This window comes from Terasakiella sp. SH-1 (assembly GCF_004564135.1).
Taxonomy (GTDB): domain Bacteria; phylum Pseudomonadota; class Alphaproteobacteria; order Rhodospirillales; family Terasakiellaceae; genus Terasakiella.
This window is the reverse complement of sequence record NZ_CP038255.1, coordinates 2,921,619-2,934,717: the sequence shown is the minus strand read 5'-3', so window position 1 is coordinate 2,934,717 and position 13,099 is coordinate 2,921,619. Positions and strand designations below refer to the sequence as shown.

The window sequence follows — 13,099 nt, the reverse complement described above, 5'->3', positions numbered from 1 at the left end:
CGAAACTTCAGCTTTCCGGAGATAAAGAAGACACGGGCATGATCCAGAACATATTTTTCCCACCAACGTGTATGAGTTCGAGCAGGAAGCAAGGCCACAACTGTTTCACACAGTGGATGGTTGCGAGATTGCCTTCGTACTCTTTCAACGCGGGAGACAGAACCAACGCACGGATGTTAAAACGTTAACGCTGATCTTCGCCTTGGCGATGAAACAGGGTTTTGATTACCAGCAAAGCCAGTTCGTCATATGCGCGGTCAGAAACAGTCACACCACGGGCGGCACACGCTTTGATGAAGCCATCAGGGTCTTGACGCGCATGGTGCAGAATAAGCGCAGCTTCCCCCATGATTTCGCGCAATGCAATGCGTGACGCATTATAAGCGTTGATGTAGTTATCGACCAGTTCCCCGGCTTTGTTTAGCATTTCGTTAATATTAATCATGATCATATTCCTCTCTAAAAATTGTTTAATGAACTCGGGGATTAGGCAGCCATAGCTACCGCACAGGGCGGCTGCTTGGTCGGTTGACGGTTGTCGTTAGCTGCTTTGGGAATATGACGAGAAGTGGTGATGCGTGTGACCGAACGGGTGTCGCCTTGCTTCACACCTGCAAAAGATTTGAGTTTTTCACGTTCAAAGTGTAGACATTGTGCTTTCCATATTTCATGATCGTTCTCCATAATATTTTCAGCACAAGGTCAATCTGTAACCATAGTGCTGTTATTATGCATACATGAAATATTGTTTTAAAACAAAGGGTTGAACCAGCTTCACACGGGCAAGAACCCTTCAACTGTGAAGTGATGCTCAATGAAGAACGATTTTAAGGCCGTTGGATTTTTGCTTGAAAACTTGTTTGAGAGTTGGGATGTTAAGCATCAATGTAGAATGCTTGAAGATTTCTGCCGTTATCGTCTTGGCAGTCGCGGTATAGATGTGATTCTTTCTGATGAAGCTTATGCTTTTGATGATTTCACTGATCTGATTGAACAGTACCGCCCGAACGCTTCAAACCCAAACGGATGTATTTTCGTGGTTCCCACGTTAGATCATGTCAAATGTGATACGCATATTTTACAAGCGATTATCCAGAACTCTATTGCAGTGGTGCCGATTGACCAATTTAAAGATGAAGACCGTCATATTGAACCAAATGCTTTGGTGCAAGAAGCTTTGAAAGCCCATAGGAGCCTATATTCATCATTTGAAAAGAAAATGGGTTTGCGTCGCAAAAGAACAGAAAAAGAAGTTGCCGCTCGGCAAGACCGTGCAGATAAGGAAGCGCGTCATCGAGACCTTATTAAGCCTTTCTTAATGCAAGAAATTTCCAAAGGGAATTTATCGTATTCAAAAATTGCTGATGTATTTAACCTTGAAAATGCCAATGGTAAAAGGGAGCAGGTAATTCCTACATTCTCGAAAAACTCAAAATGGCACGGAGAAACTATTAAACGCCTAATTCACAAAGATGAAGAATTGAAAAAGGCATATAAAACAATGGAAAGCTCATAACATTCCTACTCCACTACCTTCAAATGCGGAACATGAGTCGGTTTAAGGCGCGTCTTTTCCCGACCCAGCATTTTATCAAATTCATCCTGAATAAACTTTCCAGCCACGATCCCTCGATTGAGGTGCGATTCAACTTTTTCAAGATCAACACCTTCACCGCTTTCCCACATGTCACGGGCGCAATGTTTCAGCATCATTGCCAGATCGTTCATACAGCCGAGAACCTTACGTGAATTGGTTTTGCAGAATTGATATTGGGCATGTTGCTCTGATAAATCACGGCCCGTGTGTTCTTGAAGGCGCATACGGAAGATTTCAACCATGTAATCAAGGTCATCTCTGGCATCAAATGGATGAACCAGACAGTAGTGTGTATCTGCGTTGGTGAAGAGCAATATCTTTAACGGTAGCCCAATATCCAACACGTTCGCATACCAATTATCCAACCAGTCAATCTCATCAGCATTAGGGGCTGGTGGCAGCTTGAGCTTCAAAGCTTTGGCAAGTTTGGCGGTGGAGTGAATGTAGAGCATTATAAAGCAGCCTCAATGTCACGGGTGCTGTGGAGAGCCCGCGCAATATAAATTCCATCGCTTTCGATCTGATAGAAAACCGAATGGTGTTGGTGTTCAAACCGAATATAACCATCACGGATATACCCAATATCTCGACCCAAATTCGGATGTTCAACCAATTGTAAGAAACAGTTTTCCAAGTCTGACAGATAAAGGTCAGCCTGTTTCTCACCGAAGTGACGATAAGTGTAAACGTAAATATCGTGGAGGTCTTGGTCAGCCTTTTCAGAAAGGCGATAATCACGCACCGTTTAACTGCGCCTTCGCCGCTTTCACAATATCACCAACCTTACGCTTGCTGACACCGCTCTGTTCGCCTTCCATCAAGGCAATATTGATAAGTTCACGTTGACGTTGGTCTTTGCGGATCAGGTCACGGACATACTCGCTGGCATTGGCATAAACACCAGTTTCGACCTGTCCATCGACCCATTCGCGCATGGTATCTGGTAATGACACGTTCATTGTTGCCATAAGTGTATCCTTCATAAAATCCATTTCTTGAATAATATCACTCATGGCAAAAATTGCCAAATTTGTTCTTTTTTCGTGCCACAGTGATCTCAAAAAAAATCATCCTAAATACGTCTTTCAAATAGAGACCGGATGAAAAATGTTTCCGCAAGTAAAGTTCCACCAAGAATATCTTGATCTGGTCATCACAGCAGAAGTCCCGGTCATTCCAATTGATGATTGTCCGTTGCTTCTTGTGATCAGATATGGCGAAGAACGAGAGGTGGTGACATCACCCGTGGAAATCACTGCGGAATCATTCCCACTGATATGTGATGCGATTTGGGATAGCTATCAATCAGATCGAAGTCATTTATGGATAATGAAAGCTTTAGATCGGCTATCACTTGAAATGAAGGCGTAGCTGGTTAGGAAATCACGTCGATATATTCGGATTGTCTAATGTGTTATGAAAATACTATAATAAAGGAATAACGTAACGGTTTTGTTCTGACAGATACCAATGCCCCCATTCATCTGCGTGAGCTTCTATTAGTGATGTCCTTTTATGGGACAAAAGCTTTCCAACTCTGTCATTTAAAACAACACAATCTTTTTATAGAGACAGCCCCCTTGTACCGATAAATCCAGCTTCCAAAAAATGAACACTTCCTGGACACCCCTGGACTTCAGCTAAAACTGGAGCAATCATATCCATATAGTTAGTCCAAAAAGTCAGAGGCAATTTTGATTTTTGGAAACATATTTTGGAATGAGGTGGCGTTATGAGTCGGATGTTTGGGTATTCAAGAATTAGCTCATCGAGCCAAGATTGGTCTTTACAACTGGATGCCTTGTTGAAGTATGGCTGTGATGAACGCGATATTTACTGTGAGCAGAAGTCCGGTTCAATCCGTAATCGTGTGGACCTGTACGGAAAAAGTGGAGTGCGTCTCACTCACTTAGACAGCCCGTTTTTCAAATTTAATCGGACTGAGGCCATTCAGATATGAATGGCGTCTCTTTGCGTTATAAAATCCATTTATATATTTGAACAACTCCTTTTTAGCATGGTCGCGTGTCTGGAAGGCGATTTTCCAGACCATTTCCGCTTTCAAGGTCTTAAAGAATGTCTCCACAGCGGCATTATCGTAGCAGTTCCCCTTGCCGGACATTGACTGTTCGAACTTGTACTTTGCCAGCAGTTTACGGAATTTATTTGAACAATATTGTGAACCGCGATCTGAATGAAAAATCACACCAGCAGGTGGCTTGCGAAGGGCAATTGCCTTGTTTAGGGCATCCATCACCAAATCCTTTTTCATACGTCGACTTGCAGACCAACCAATCACGCGACGGGAGTAAAGGTCGATGACAACCGCCAAGTAAAGCCAGCCTTCACCCGTCCACAGGTAGGTAATATCACCCGCCCATTTTTGATCCGGTGCTGTCGCGGCAAAGTCACCATCCAACAGATTAGGCGAAATATTATGTTTGTGATCGCTGTCAGTGGTGCGTTTGAATTTCTGACTTCGCACGATCCGCAAATTGTTTTGCTTCATAATACGGGCAACGCGGTGTTCACCGACACAAATTCCCTCTTCCTGCAATTCATCTTTCATACGGCCTCGCCCATAGGATTGGTAATTGGCATAATGGATGGACTTGATATGGGCCAGCAGTACCATATCTTCTCGTTGGCGTTTGCTGGTAGGACGATTACGCCAAGCAAAATAGCCACTCTCAGAAACGCTCATCGCACGACACAGACCAGCAATGCTATGGTTCTCACGTTGCAGGTGGACAAACTGGAACTTCACGGCTTTTGGCTCGCAAAGTAACGAGCCGCCTTTTTTAGAATGTGCCGTTCCGTCCGCTTCGCGAGCCCTCTCCTCCCGCAGTTCTCGTACTTCACGGCGAAGACGGGCTAACTCCTTTTGAGCATCATCGTTAGGGGATGAACCTTCTCGTTCACGATATTGGGAAACCCAACGGTTCAAACTGCCGACACTGACACCAAAATCGGCGGCGACCACTTTACGCGGCTGATTACTGCTTAAAGCAACACGGGCGGCTTCTTCTCTAAATTCTGGGGTACGTTTGCGACTCATCATATTCTCCTGTAGTCAGCATAGTTAACTCAGGAGACACACTCCACTTTTTCCGTACAGGTCCACACGCCAACGTATCATTTGTTGAATATGACTGATCTTATGGAATGCACAGACGTATCTAAAAAGAATACAAATATACTTGATGTATGTATCCATATAGGATACAGTTAGGTGTATGATTAAGAGCTTTGGCAATAAAGAAACCGAGTCATTCTTCCATACCGGAAAAAGCCGCAAACTACCCAGTACCATCTTAAAGGTTGCGATGCGTAAACTGGACATGATTGATGCTGCAAGTGTATTGGAGGACTTGCGTGTTCCACCAGCAAACCGTTTAGAAAGTCTATCTGGTGATTTGTCAGGCTTTCACAGTGTTCGAATTAACAAACAATGGCGTATCATTTTTCTGTGGAAAAACGATGGACCATACGATGTTAAAATCGTTGATTACCATTAGGAGGCATCATGTCACGAATTAAAACACACCCCGGTGAGGTTCTACGTGAAGAATTCATGGAACCTCTTGAACTCACTGCTGGCAAGATTGCCAAAGCCATTGATGTCCCACGTGACCGGATTGAGAAGATTTCACGGGAACAAAAAGGTGTCAGTGCCGATACAGCATTACGTTTAAGTAAGCTGTTCGGAACTTCACCAGATTTCTGGATGAATTTGCAATCTGCTTACGAGCTTTCAGTGGCGCGTTCTCAAAACAATTTCGAGAATATTCATATGCTGGAATGCTTGCAAGATAGTGAAACACGGGTGCAATAACTACATCCGCTCAATAACCTCTTCCATCATCCTGCGAAGGTCATGGTAAATGACTTCCGTGCGATGCGGGTCCATCCTCTTAACTTCCATTACGTCTGAAACAAGGGTTGGATTGCAACGCCATCCATCGTAATGCTGATTACCCCATCGCACCTCTGATGCACGTATGTGTTTTTGGATTTCTGAAACATCATCTCCAAATGTGCATACCCTAACCATAAAGCCGTGAGGTTGTTTGCGGTCAATCTTTTTACTGATGGTGACGGTTTCAGAACCATTCACTTTTGCGACAGGCCATTCTTCATCATCAATATTTGATAAATCCACGGGGACTTCGCAATACTCAATCGTATAGATAAATGTTGACGCTACTTCGGGAAGAAACTCATACATTCGCATTCTCGCCTCCATCAGCACTTCTGATCAATGTCATGGAACAGCGGTTATCGAAATCAACCACATTACATGATCCAAGAATGATCTCGGCACCCGGGATTTTGTAGCGGTCACGTTCTGTCACCAGTTCAGGTGCTAAAGCCCGGCATTTTAATTCCACGGTTTTGAAATCTCTTGGCGGCATGATCACCATCGGGTAAAACCCAAAGCAATCACATCGAACAACGTAACCATCTTTTCCACCCAAACAGTCGGTTATGATATTACTACCTGTTTCATGGATGGGATAATTCTCAATCCATATCTGTGTTTCTTCGGGTTGATAGGACTGGACCTGTACGGAAAAAGTGGAGTGTGTCTCCTGAGTTAACTATGCTGACTACAGGAGAATATGATGAGTCGCAAACGTACCCCAGAATTTAGAGAAGAAGCCGCCCGTGTTGCTTTAAGCAGTAATCAGCCGCGTAAAGTGGTCGCCGCCGATTTTGGTGTCAGTGTCGGCAGTTTGAACCGTTGGGTTTCCCAATATCGTGAACGAGAAGGTTCATCCCCTAACGATGATGCTCAAAAGGAGTTAGCCCGTCTTCGCCGTGAAGTACGAGAACTGCGGGAGGAGAGGGCTCGCGAAGCGGACGGAACGGCACATTCTAAAAAAGGCGGCTCGTTACTTTGCGAGCCAAAAGCCGTGAAGTTCCAGTTTGTCCACCTGCACGTGAGAACCATAGCATTGCTGGTCTGTGTCGTGCGATGAGCGTTTCTGAGAGTGGCTATTTTGCTTGGCGTAATCGTCCTACCAGCAAACGCCAACGAGAAGATATGGTACTGCTGGCCCATATCAAGTCCATCCATTATGCCAATTACCAATCCTATGGGCGAGGCCGTATGAAAGATGAATTGCAGGAAGAGGGAATTTGTGTCGGTGAACACCGCGTTGCCCGTATTATGAAGCAAAACAATTTGCGGATCGTGCGAAGTCAGAAATTCAAACGCACCACTGACAGCGATCACAAACATAATATTTCGCCTAATCTGTTGGATGGTGACTTTGCCGCGACAGCACCGGATCAAAAATGGGCGGGTGATATTACCTACCTGTGGACGGGTGAAGGCTGGCTTTACTTGGCGGTTGTCATCGACCTTTACTCCCGTCGCGTGATTGGTTGGTCTGCAAGTCGACGTATGAAAAAGGATTTGGTGATGGATGCCCTAAACAAGGCAATTGCCCTTCGCAAGCCACCTGCTGGTGTGATTTTTCATTCAGATCGCGGTTCACAATATTGTTCAAATAAATTCCGTAAACTGCTGGCAAAGTACAAGTTCGAACAGTCAATGTCCGGCAAGGGGAACTGCTACGATAATGCCGCTGTGGAGACATTCTTTAAGACCTTGAAAGCGGAAATGGTCTGGAAAATCGCCTTCCAGACACGCGACCATGCTAAAAAGGAGTTGTTCAAATATATAAATGGATTTTATAACGCAAAGAGACGCCATTCATATCTGAATGGCCTCAGTCCGATTAAATTTGAAAAACGGGCTGTCTAAGTGAGTGAGACGCACTCCACTTTTTCCGTACAGGTCCAGGTCGTTGAACGCATCGACGTTCAGCACTTTCCCGAAGACAAGGAGCATGTTGTTTCTATTGGGTTAAAGGTACCTTTGTACACCGATGATGACCTCGGTATCCTAACACCGGACTTGTATGGCTGGATACTTATCGAACCAACCAATTATTTAAAGCACGTTTCCTTCCACTAATCCCATTGCTTAGACAATGGTGTACGACATCTATTGAATGCGAATTGGGCAACAGTAGTCACTATGAATGGACGTTAGCTCAAGGTGAAAACGATTTTGAAAGTAAGTTTTCTCAAATTGGCTACTTTTTCAAAACAGATTTTTGCCGAGATAAATGGTACGAATACGAAAATCCAAGCCTCACTCAACTACCAGCTAAATCGTTGGACCCATACTGGTTAGGCTCAATGGATCTCTCTCAAGGTTACTCCACTTACGAGACATTATCAGCCGAGGACAAAGAAATGTTCTTACTTGGATGAGAATGGTTCAATAAAGCAATAACAGCACGATCATCAACTGAACGCTTCTTGTTGATGATCATTATGCTTGAAGTATTTCTACCAAAAGAGACTAAAAATTGTGACGCATGTGGTCAGGATAGCTATGGGGTGAACCAGAAGTTCAAAAGCTACATTCAAGAGGTCATTGGAGAGCATTGGACGAATGACTTTGCAAAGGTCTTAGGCACCTTGTACTCATTGAGAAGTGAAATTTCTCACAAAGGTTCTGAGATTGCTCAACGTTCATTTGGTCTAAATCCGGCTTCGCATAGAGAGCGAGGGTATCTTGACTATCTTAATGAACTTTGTAGACAATTCCTTGTGTCATGGCTGTTTAGAAAAGTGGCAGAATAATTTTTCTTATTATTAGTTGTCATTGAGTTGCCATGCGAAATGGGTGAAAAAAAATGGCAACTCGAAAGGCAAATCGCTTAAGTCCTTGTGACCTTTGACTTATCTGTTCAAGAGTTGCCATAGTTGCCTTTTTTCACATAATCAGGGAAAAAATTTTTATATAAAAGATCATTCTTATATATAAAAAGCCATTTTACTTATCATTCTAGCAACTATGGCAACTCGTTTGGTCTTTTCCCGCTTTAACTAACTGGAAAACATGACAGAAAGGAAGAGTTGCCATTGGAAATAAGGCAACTAGGAAAACTCTCCGAGTTTTTAAATGACAACTGGCAACTAATGGCAACTCTTCTTTGAGTTTTGCTGTTTATGCATCTATAGTTGTGTAGCCTTCGGCGTTTACCTGCTTTAATGTTGGTGCGCATCAAGTCTTCAATGATGTATTCCATCGCATCTAAAATCTTGTTCACGACCCGATTGGACGGAACCCATCCTCTGTGAGCAGAAGCGTGACCAGCTTCAATTAAAGGGTCAATAATATCCGCATGTTGTTGGGAGATATGTTTGCCATCTTTCATAGCTTTTAATGTATCTTTAAAATTTCCCTTATCACCTACGATAAGGTTGAATGTTCTGTCCAGTGCAGTACGAACCCCGAAAACTACCAAGTAATTTGAGTTGATGCTTAAGGCGGAGTAAGTTTCGGAGAGAATGTTTTTCAACACATCATCACTGAGCTTGTGCATCCAATTGGGAGCAGGGCGGTATATGGGAGACGGATACATTTCAATACGAACACCGTCATCAATTTCATACTCTTCCCCATCTTCCGTCCAACCAATTTGGTAAGGCGAGTGTCTTGTTTGTCGCCATAACGTTTGTCTGACATCATCGAACGAATACGCTGATCCACTGTGTCGCCCTGCGGGATGATCGCTGTCTTCGCCTTCTGTTGCTGCATTTTTGCGACTTCGTCCCATTGTTTTTTCGTTGGCATTTTCCCTTTCGGGGCAGATGCCAACGGGTCTTCCAAACCTGTCATCGGGTCGTTCTTTGGCAGTTTTGGTCTCGAAGGCTTTGGAACTTCACTAAGCGGTGCAGATGCCGACCATGATGTTTGGGGCGGTGAAACTGGCTTTGGCATATCTGGCATTGGTGTGACGGGCGGTGTCTTCACCTTTTCCAGTATGTCCGTGGTTGAAATGCCCTGATTTGCCAAAGTCTGACCCAACGCATTTTCCGTGGGACCGCCCGGCTTCATTACGCCATCAACCTTCAATCCATTGTTGGCTTGAAAGTTCTTTAGTCCATCAATCATTCCCGTATCGGGAATTTCCGTGATGCCGAAGTCTGGCACATCGTAACTTCCCACGGCATTAAGCGCGGTTTTGGTTTTGAGAACGTCATCAGGTTTGATGTTGCTTGATGTGCTGACGGTGCTGCCAACGTTGAATAAATCACCAACGCCATTAGCGAAATTGGACAGACCCGATGTCAGGCTGCCCCAAAATGAATTTCCACTCATGGAAAACTCCTGTTGTTAAAAATGAAAAAAGCCGCCCTCCACAGATGCGGAGAACGGCTTGCTCAAAATAGAAAACGGGACAAGGAACCTTTCGGTCACACTTATCCCGTTGACTGATGAAGAATGTAGCCTAACTGGATGTAGAAGTTAAGAACAAAAAAAGAACATTTTTATTTTAATAGGTTGAATAGGTGCCGTCTTATGTGGTTAATTGTTGTTTTATTTCCACTATCCGTAGATGGTGTAATTATCAATACAAAGGAAGTGGTCAAACACAGTTCAGTAGTCAATTCAATGCTTGTATATGTAGGAATTAAAAATGAATGACAAAAAAATATTCGCAACCGGAATAGGAATCATTGCATTAATTGCTGACGCTATAACTATTCTTCAATTTATTGATAAGAATAACTTTTTACATAGTTCATATAATATTTCAGGTGAATTCTGGTCGTTTTCTTGGATAATTTCAATATTTTTTATAACGATACTGTATGCCATTGGTATTTTTTTCCTTTCTTATGCTTTTGGTGAAACTCCTACTCTCCCGGTTCTCGCATTAGGCGGGGTTTATATCGCATTTGCTCTCATTATTTATTTTCGTTGGGGCTATTTACAAATAGGTGAAGAGTTAAATCTAAAAAGTTTTCTGGCAATTGCTTTTCTATTCGCAGTTAGCGGCATAACAGGTATTGTTTCAATTTATATGGCAAATGCTGAGTATCTGAGATTTCCTTCATATGGCTTTGGTATTGCAAACTTAATTATATTGCTAATGCTTATTAACAAGTACGCGCTTTCATCGAATTCATTGCATTTAGGTGTAATTGGTGAAGGTTTAATTTTGATTATAGGTGCCGTTTCATTTTTATTTCTGTTCTTTTTCGATGAATGAACACCCTCGTCCACTAACACCTCCACGTTTCCATCGGGCGAGGTTGGATAAAAACTGTGTCGGGTAAAATCCCCCCTATCGGGGGTGGTCTAAGGTTATATTAGTAGGGGGTAGATAAGGGGGGATTTCTGATCTGGTTAGTTCTTCTGTGTTTGTTTTGAAGGAAGAACAAGAAGGGTGACAGGCGAAGTCGACCATACCGCCCGACAAGTTCTTCATCCATAACCTGCCGGAATCCGGCTTGTTCCGGTCTTTTTTCCGGCATACCATGATCCTGTTTCAAAACCCTCATCATCACGAGGTCCATTAAAATCGCATTTATCTGCCAATGCGACCTCCCTGATTTTGGGTGTTTCAAAACGCACTGATATTGAAACAGGAGATCACCATGCGCGTCGCCCTATACCTCCGTGTATCCACCGACGATCAGACCATCGAGAACCAACGCCGTGACCTTGATGAAGTCGCTGGCAGGTTAGGTTGGGAGGTGGTTGCCGTTTACGCCGATGAAGGCATCAGTGGTGCTAAAGGGCGCAGTGAGCGACCGGGCTTCGATCAAATGATGATCGGTGTTGCCCAAAAGAAGTTTGATCTCGTCGCCAGTTGGAGCGTCTGCCGCCTCGGTCGGTCTTTAAATGACCTCGTGAGCTTTCTTTCTGACATCAATGATCGCGGTATTGACCTCTATCTTCATAAGCAAGGGCTGGATACCAGCACCATCGCAGGGCGCATGCTATTTCAACTGCTTGGAGTATTCTCAGAATTTGAAAAATCCATGATCAGTGAGCGCGTGAAGGCTGGGCTTGCCAGAACTGATAAGAAGATCGGCAGACCATCTGTGGGTGATTGGAAGATTAATCGGGTGAAGAAGCAGTTACGTGAAGGTCATGGTGTTCGCGCTGTGGCAAAGATGGCGAACGTATTTCCCGCAACGGTATCACGCATCAAGAAGCAGATGGCTGCTGACGAAGCCGCTTAAAAAAATTTGCCCAATGTATTGATCTAATATCACTATTAACAAAAACGGAATAACACATCAATAAGGAAACGGTATGGAACTGAAACTCTCCAAGAAACGCAAACCACTGGCTGTCGTTACAAGAAGACCCACGCCGCGTCAGGTGGTCAGCAACGGCATCATTCATCAATTGGGTTTGCTGCGCGATCCGTCATATAAAGTGGAGCGTTATCGCTACGTCACGGAACAGGAAGATGGTGAACCCGTTCGCCGTAAACGTCCCGTCAAATCGGCACCCCGTAAATGGTTCTTCGAAGTCGATGGGAAGTGGTATGTCGAAGTCAGATACGGGTCGTCATACGTTCTGGAAATCGAACCGGGTTGTCCATCAGTTGAATGCGGCGACAGCCAAGAAGACGTGATCACCGTTTTGGAACATCTGTTGGATATGGTCGAGAATGGTGATCTCGACGATCAGATCGCCGTGTTGAAAGAAAAAGCCAAACGTCGCGAGAAGGCGTGAATGGGGACGAATAACCGTCCCCATCATCAATTACGCATTCACAGCGTCTTTAAGACCTTTGCCAGCCTTGAACTTAGGCTGCTTGGCTGCTGCAATCTGGATAGTCTCACCTGTGCGCGGGTTACGACCTTCACGGGCTGCACGTTCTGAAACAGCAAAAGAACCGAACCCAACCAATGTGACTGTATCGCCGCCTTTAAGTGCGCCTGAAATGGCATCGAATACAGCATCAGTCGCAGCCGTAGCGTCGGCTTTGGTAAGGTCGGAAGCGGTTGCCACAGCAGCCACAAGATCGTTTTTGTTCATATCAATATCCTTCAAATAAAATGGACGGGCTTCTTAATCGGTCCAGCGTGATTGATCAACCACGTTCGTATGGTTGGTAAAATAAATCAACATTAGAAATACTAATCACGGGCGGTCGTAAGAAACGGGCATCCCTGATCTGTCGTTTTTTAAGAATGCCGTGGACGTGCCGATCCGAGAATGTCTTCCCGCGTGGTGTCAGGTGATTGTTGTCGTTGAACCAACGTGCGATCCATTTGAATGTTCTGCCGTCGTCACGGAACTCTGCAATCTTATTGGATAAAAACTGCTGATACTCGCTATAGTTTGAAACCCAGAATGCTGTTGAACGAATTATAAGGTCGAACTTAATGCAGACTTTGATGCTGGAATTACCATTAATGTTGCCATTCAAATTGTCGTGTAAATCGCCGTTTTTAGACACGGTGGCATCATCTGAAAAGTGGGTCATTAACGATGCCGATGTAGCGTCATGTTCCACCGTGGAATGATTTGATCGGTGCCGATAATGTTCTTCAACCGTAATTCCAAGTTCATCATCGGTGTACAAAGGTACCTTTAACGCAATAGAAACAACGTGTTGGTGGTTGATTTTGACCATTTAAACGCCTTCAACAAACGTAAAAAACAAA

General features: G+C 44.1%; 21 protein-coding genes. 9 read left to right on the top strand and 12 right to left on the bottom strand.

Annotated features, from left to right (window positions below; genetic code table 11):
* Nucleotides 1-184 precede the first annotated feature (184 nt).
* Nucleotides 185-445, bottom strand: coding sequence for a hypothetical protein (locus E4K71_RS13805; protein WP_135080555.1), 261 nt, complete (start codon nt 443-445; stop codon nt 185-187).
* 41 nt (nt 446-486) lie between these two features.
* Nucleotides 487-684: a hypothetical protein gene (locus E4K71_RS13800; protein ID WP_135080553.1), complete on the bottom strand. Its 198-nt coding sequence runs from the start codon at nt 682-684 to the stop codon at nt 487-489.
* Nucleotides 685-814: 130 nt separating this feature from the next.
* Between E4K71_RS13800 and E4K71_RS13795 the strand changes: the two genes are divergently transcribed.
* The gene (locus E4K71_RS13795) at nt 815-1,516 is read left to right on the top strand and encodes a hypothetical protein (RefSeq protein WP_135080551.1); all 702 of its coding nucleotides are present in this window, start codon (nt 815-817) and stop codon (nt 1,514-1,516) included.
* 5 nt (nt 1,517-1,521) lie between these two features.
* On the opposite strand, the gene E4K71_RS13790 is transcribed toward E4K71_RS13795, so the two are convergent.
* From E4K71_RS13790 to E4K71_RS13780, 3 genes are read right to left on the bottom strand one after another with little or no spacing between them, the layout of a single operon-like run.
* Complete coding sequence (locus E4K71_RS13790; RefSeq protein ID WP_135080549.1) at nt 1,522-2,049, bottom strand: hypothetical protein; 528 nt, start codon at nt 2,047-2,049, stop codon at nt 1,522-1,524.
* Nucleotides 2,049-2,339, bottom strand: a complete 291-nt coding sequence (locus tag E4K71_RS13785; protein WP_135080548.1) for a type II toxin-antitoxin system RelE/ParE family toxin — start codon at nt 2,337-2,339, stop codon at nt 2,049-2,051. The genes E4K71_RS13790 and E4K71_RS13785 overlap by 1 nt, the downstream gene beginning before the upstream one ends.
* A complete protein-coding gene (locus tag E4K71_RS13780) occupies nt 2,332-2,610 on the bottom strand; it encodes a type II toxin-antitoxin system ParD family antitoxin (RefSeq protein ID WP_240796814.1) in 279 nt (92 codons plus the stop codon). The genes E4K71_RS13785 and E4K71_RS13780 overlap by 8 nt, the downstream gene beginning before the upstream one ends.
* A gap of 94 nt (nt 2,611-2,704) precedes the next feature.
* On the opposite strand from E4K71_RS13780, the gene E4K71_RS13775 reads away from it, so the two are divergent.
* Nucleotides 2,705-2,968 (top strand): hypothetical protein, encoded by a 264-nt coding sequence (locus E4K71_RS13775; RefSeq protein ID WP_135080546.1) that lies wholly within the window; start codon nt 2,705-2,707, stop codon nt 2,966-2,968.
* Between the two features lie 538 nt (nt 2,969-3,506).
* Here the strand turns inward: E4K71_RS13775 and E4K71_RS13765 are convergent.
* Nucleotides 3,507-4,655, bottom strand: a complete 1,149-nt coding sequence (locus E4K71_RS13765; RefSeq protein WP_135081968.1) for an IS3 family transposase — start codon at nt 4,653-4,655, stop codon at nt 3,507-3,509.
* Between the two features lie 178 nt (nt 4,656-4,833).
* Between E4K71_RS13765 and E4K71_RS13760 the strand changes: the two genes are divergently transcribed.
* Both E4K71_RS13760 and E4K71_RS13755 read left to right on the top strand, forming a co-directional pair.
* Nucleotides 4,834-5,115, top strand: a complete 282-nt coding sequence (locus E4K71_RS13760; RefSeq protein ID WP_135080542.1) for a type II toxin-antitoxin system RelE/ParE family toxin — start codon at nt 4,834-4,836, stop codon at nt 5,113-5,115.
* Nucleotides 5,116-5,123: 8 nt separating this feature from the next.
* Nucleotides 5,124-5,432 carry a HigA family addiction module antitoxin gene (locus tag E4K71_RS13755; protein ID WP_135080540.1) on the top strand — a complete coding sequence of 103 codons (309 nt, stop codon included), beginning with the start codon at nt 5,124-5,126 and terminating at the stop codon, nt 5,430-5,432.
* On the opposite strand, the gene E4K71_RS13750 is transcribed toward E4K71_RS13755, so the two are convergent.
* On the bottom strand, nt 5,433-5,825 hold the full coding sequence (locus tag E4K71_RS13750) for a hypothetical protein (protein ID WP_135080538.1): 393 nt from the start codon (nt 5,823-5,825) through the stop codon (nt 5,433-5,435).
* Entirely contained in the window at nt 5,818-6,012 is a 195-nt protein-coding gene (locus E4K71_RS13745; RefSeq protein WP_135080536.1) for a hypothetical protein, read from the bottom strand. Before E4K71_RS13745 ends, E4K71_RS13750 begins: the two co-directional genes overlap by 8 nt.
* 210 nt (nt 6,013-6,222) lie before the next feature.
* Between E4K71_RS13745 and E4K71_RS13740 the strand changes: the two genes are divergently transcribed.
* A protein-coding gene (locus E4K71_RS13740; protein WP_135082078.1) for an IS3 family transposase occupies nt 6,223-7,370 on the top strand; the annotation gives its coding sequence in 2 pieces (ribosomal slippage) (nt 6,223-6,532 and nt 6,532-7,370; 1,149 coding nt in all).
* Between the two features lie 578 nt (nt 7,371-7,948).
* The gene (locus tag E4K71_RS13735) at nt 7,949-8,260 is read left to right on the top strand and encodes a hypothetical protein (RefSeq protein WP_135080534.1); all 312 of its coding nucleotides are present in this window, start codon (nt 7,949-7,951) and stop codon (nt 8,258-8,260) included.
* Nucleotides 8,261-8,502: 242 nt separating this feature from the next.
* Here E4K71_RS13735 and E4K71_RS13730 read toward each other — a convergent pair whose 3' ends face one another.
* The gene (locus E4K71_RS13730; protein ID WP_135080532.1) at nt 8,503-8,982 is read right to left on the bottom strand and encodes a DUF4145 domain-containing protein; all 480 of its coding nucleotides are present in this window, start codon (nt 8,980-8,982) and stop codon (nt 8,503-8,505) included.
* Nucleotides 8,979-9,785, bottom strand: a complete 807-nt coding sequence (locus E4K71_RS13725; protein WP_135080530.1) for a peptidoglycan-binding domain-containing protein — start codon at nt 9,783-9,785, stop codon at nt 8,979-8,981. Before E4K71_RS13725 ends, E4K71_RS13730 begins: the two co-directional genes overlap by 4 nt.
* A gap of 319 nt (nt 9,786-10,104) precedes the next feature.
* Here E4K71_RS13725 and E4K71_RS13720 point away from each other — a divergent pair, with 319 nt between their 5' ends.
* The 3 genes from E4K71_RS13720 (at nt 10,105) to E4K71_RS13710 (ending at nt 12,161) form a co-directional block, all read left to right on the top strand.
* Nucleotides 10,105-10,680 carry a hypothetical protein gene (locus E4K71_RS13720; RefSeq protein WP_135080528.1) on the top strand — a complete coding sequence of 192 codons (576 nt, stop codon included), beginning with the start codon at nt 10,105-10,107 and terminating at the stop codon, nt 10,678-10,680.
* A 388-nt stretch (nt 10,681-11,068) separates the two neighbouring features.
* Nucleotides 11,069-11,659, top strand: coding sequence for a recombinase family protein (locus tag E4K71_RS13715; RefSeq protein WP_135080526.1), 591 nt, complete (start codon nt 11,069-11,071; stop codon nt 11,657-11,659).
* 73 nt (nt 11,660-11,732) lie between these two features.
* Complete coding sequence (locus tag E4K71_RS13710) at nt 11,733-12,161, top strand: DUF6641 family protein (protein WP_135080524.1); 429 nt, start codon at nt 11,733-11,735, stop codon at nt 12,159-12,161.
* Between the two features lie 30 nt (nt 12,162-12,191).
* Here the strand turns inward: E4K71_RS13710 and E4K71_RS13705 are convergent, their stop codons facing one another.
* Together E4K71_RS13705 and E4K71_RS13700 are read right to left on the bottom strand one after the other, a co-directional pair.
* On the bottom strand, nt 12,192-12,467 hold the full coding sequence (locus E4K71_RS13705) for an HU family DNA-binding protein (RefSeq protein ID WP_135080522.1): 276 nt from the start codon (nt 12,465-12,467) through the stop codon (nt 12,192-12,194).
* A gap of 55 nt (nt 12,468-12,522) precedes the next feature.
* On the bottom strand, nt 12,523-13,068 hold the full coding sequence (locus E4K71_RS13700) for a recombinase family protein (protein ID WP_135080520.1): 546 nt from the start codon (nt 13,066-13,068) through the stop codon (nt 12,523-12,525).
* Nucleotides 13,069-13,099 lie beyond the last annotated feature (31 nt).

Bases quoted from the DNA above. Each gene is read 5' to 3' on its own strand.
- E4K71_RS13805 (WP_135080555.1), bottom strand. From the start codon at position 445: ATGATTAATATTAACGAAATGCTAAACAAAGCCGGGGAACTGGTCGAT.
- E4K71_RS13800 (WP_135080553.1), bottom strand. From the start codon at position 684: ATGGAGAACGATCATGAAATATGGAAAGCACAATGTCTACACTTTGAA.
- E4K71_RS13795 (WP_135080551.1), top strand. From the start codon at position 815: ATGAAGAACGATTTTAAGGCCGTTGGATTTTTGCTTGAAAACTTGTTT.
- E4K71_RS13790 (WP_135080549.1), bottom strand. From the start codon at position 2,049: ATGCTCTACATTCACTCCACCGCCAAACTTGCCAAAGCTTTGAAGCTC.
- E4K71_RS13780 (WP_240796814.1), bottom strand. From the start codon at position 2,610: ATGAGTGATATTATTCAAGAAATGGATTTTATGAAGGATACACTTATG.
- E4K71_RS13775 (WP_135080546.1), top strand. From the start codon at position 2,705: ATGTTTCCGCAAGTAAAGTTCCACCAAGAATATCTTGATCTGGTCATC.
- E4K71_RS13765 (WP_135081968.1), bottom strand. From the start codon at position 4,655: ATGAGTCGCAAACGTACCCCAGAATTTAGAGAAGAAGCCGCCCGTGTT.
- E4K71_RS13760 (WP_135080542.1), top strand. From the start codon at position 4,834: ATGATTAAGAGCTTTGGCAATAAAGAAACCGAGTCATTCTTCCATACC.
- E4K71_RS13755 (WP_135080540.1), top strand. From the start codon at position 5,124: ATGTCACGAATTAAAACACACCCCGGTGAGGTTCTACGTGAAGAATTC.
- E4K71_RS13750 (WP_135080538.1), bottom strand. From the start codon at position 5,825: ATGTATGAGTTTCTTCCCGAAGTAGCGTCAACATTTATCTATACGATT.
- E4K71_RS13745 (WP_135080536.1), bottom strand. From the start codon at position 6,012: ATGCCGCCAAGAGATTTCAAAACCGTGGAATTAAAATGCCGGGCTTTA.
- E4K71_RS13735 (WP_135080534.1), top strand. From the start codon at position 7,949: ATGCTTGAAGTATTTCTACCAAAAGAGACTAAAAATTGTGACGCATGT.
- E4K71_RS13725 (WP_135080530.1), bottom strand. From the start codon at position 9,785: ATGAGTGGAAATTCATTTTGGGGCAGCCTGACATCGGGTCTGTCCAAT.
- E4K71_RS13720 (WP_135080528.1), top strand. From the start codon at position 10,105: ATGAATGACAAAAAAATATTCGCAACCGGAATAGGAATCATTGCATTA.
- E4K71_RS13715 (WP_135080526.1), top strand. From the start codon at position 11,069: ATGCGCGTCGCCCTATACCTCCGTGTATCCACCGACGATCAGACCATC.
- E4K71_RS13710 (WP_135080524.1), top strand. From the start codon at position 11,733: ATGGAACTGAAACTCTCCAAGAAACGCAAACCACTGGCTGTCGTTACA.
- E4K71_RS13705 (WP_135080522.1), bottom strand. From the start codon at position 12,467: ATGAACAAAAACGATCTTGTGGCTGCTGTGGCAACCGCTTCCGACCTT.
- E4K71_RS13700 (WP_135080520.1), bottom strand. From the start codon at position 13,068: ATGGTCAAAATCAACCACCAACACGTTGTTTCTATTGCGTTAAAGGTA.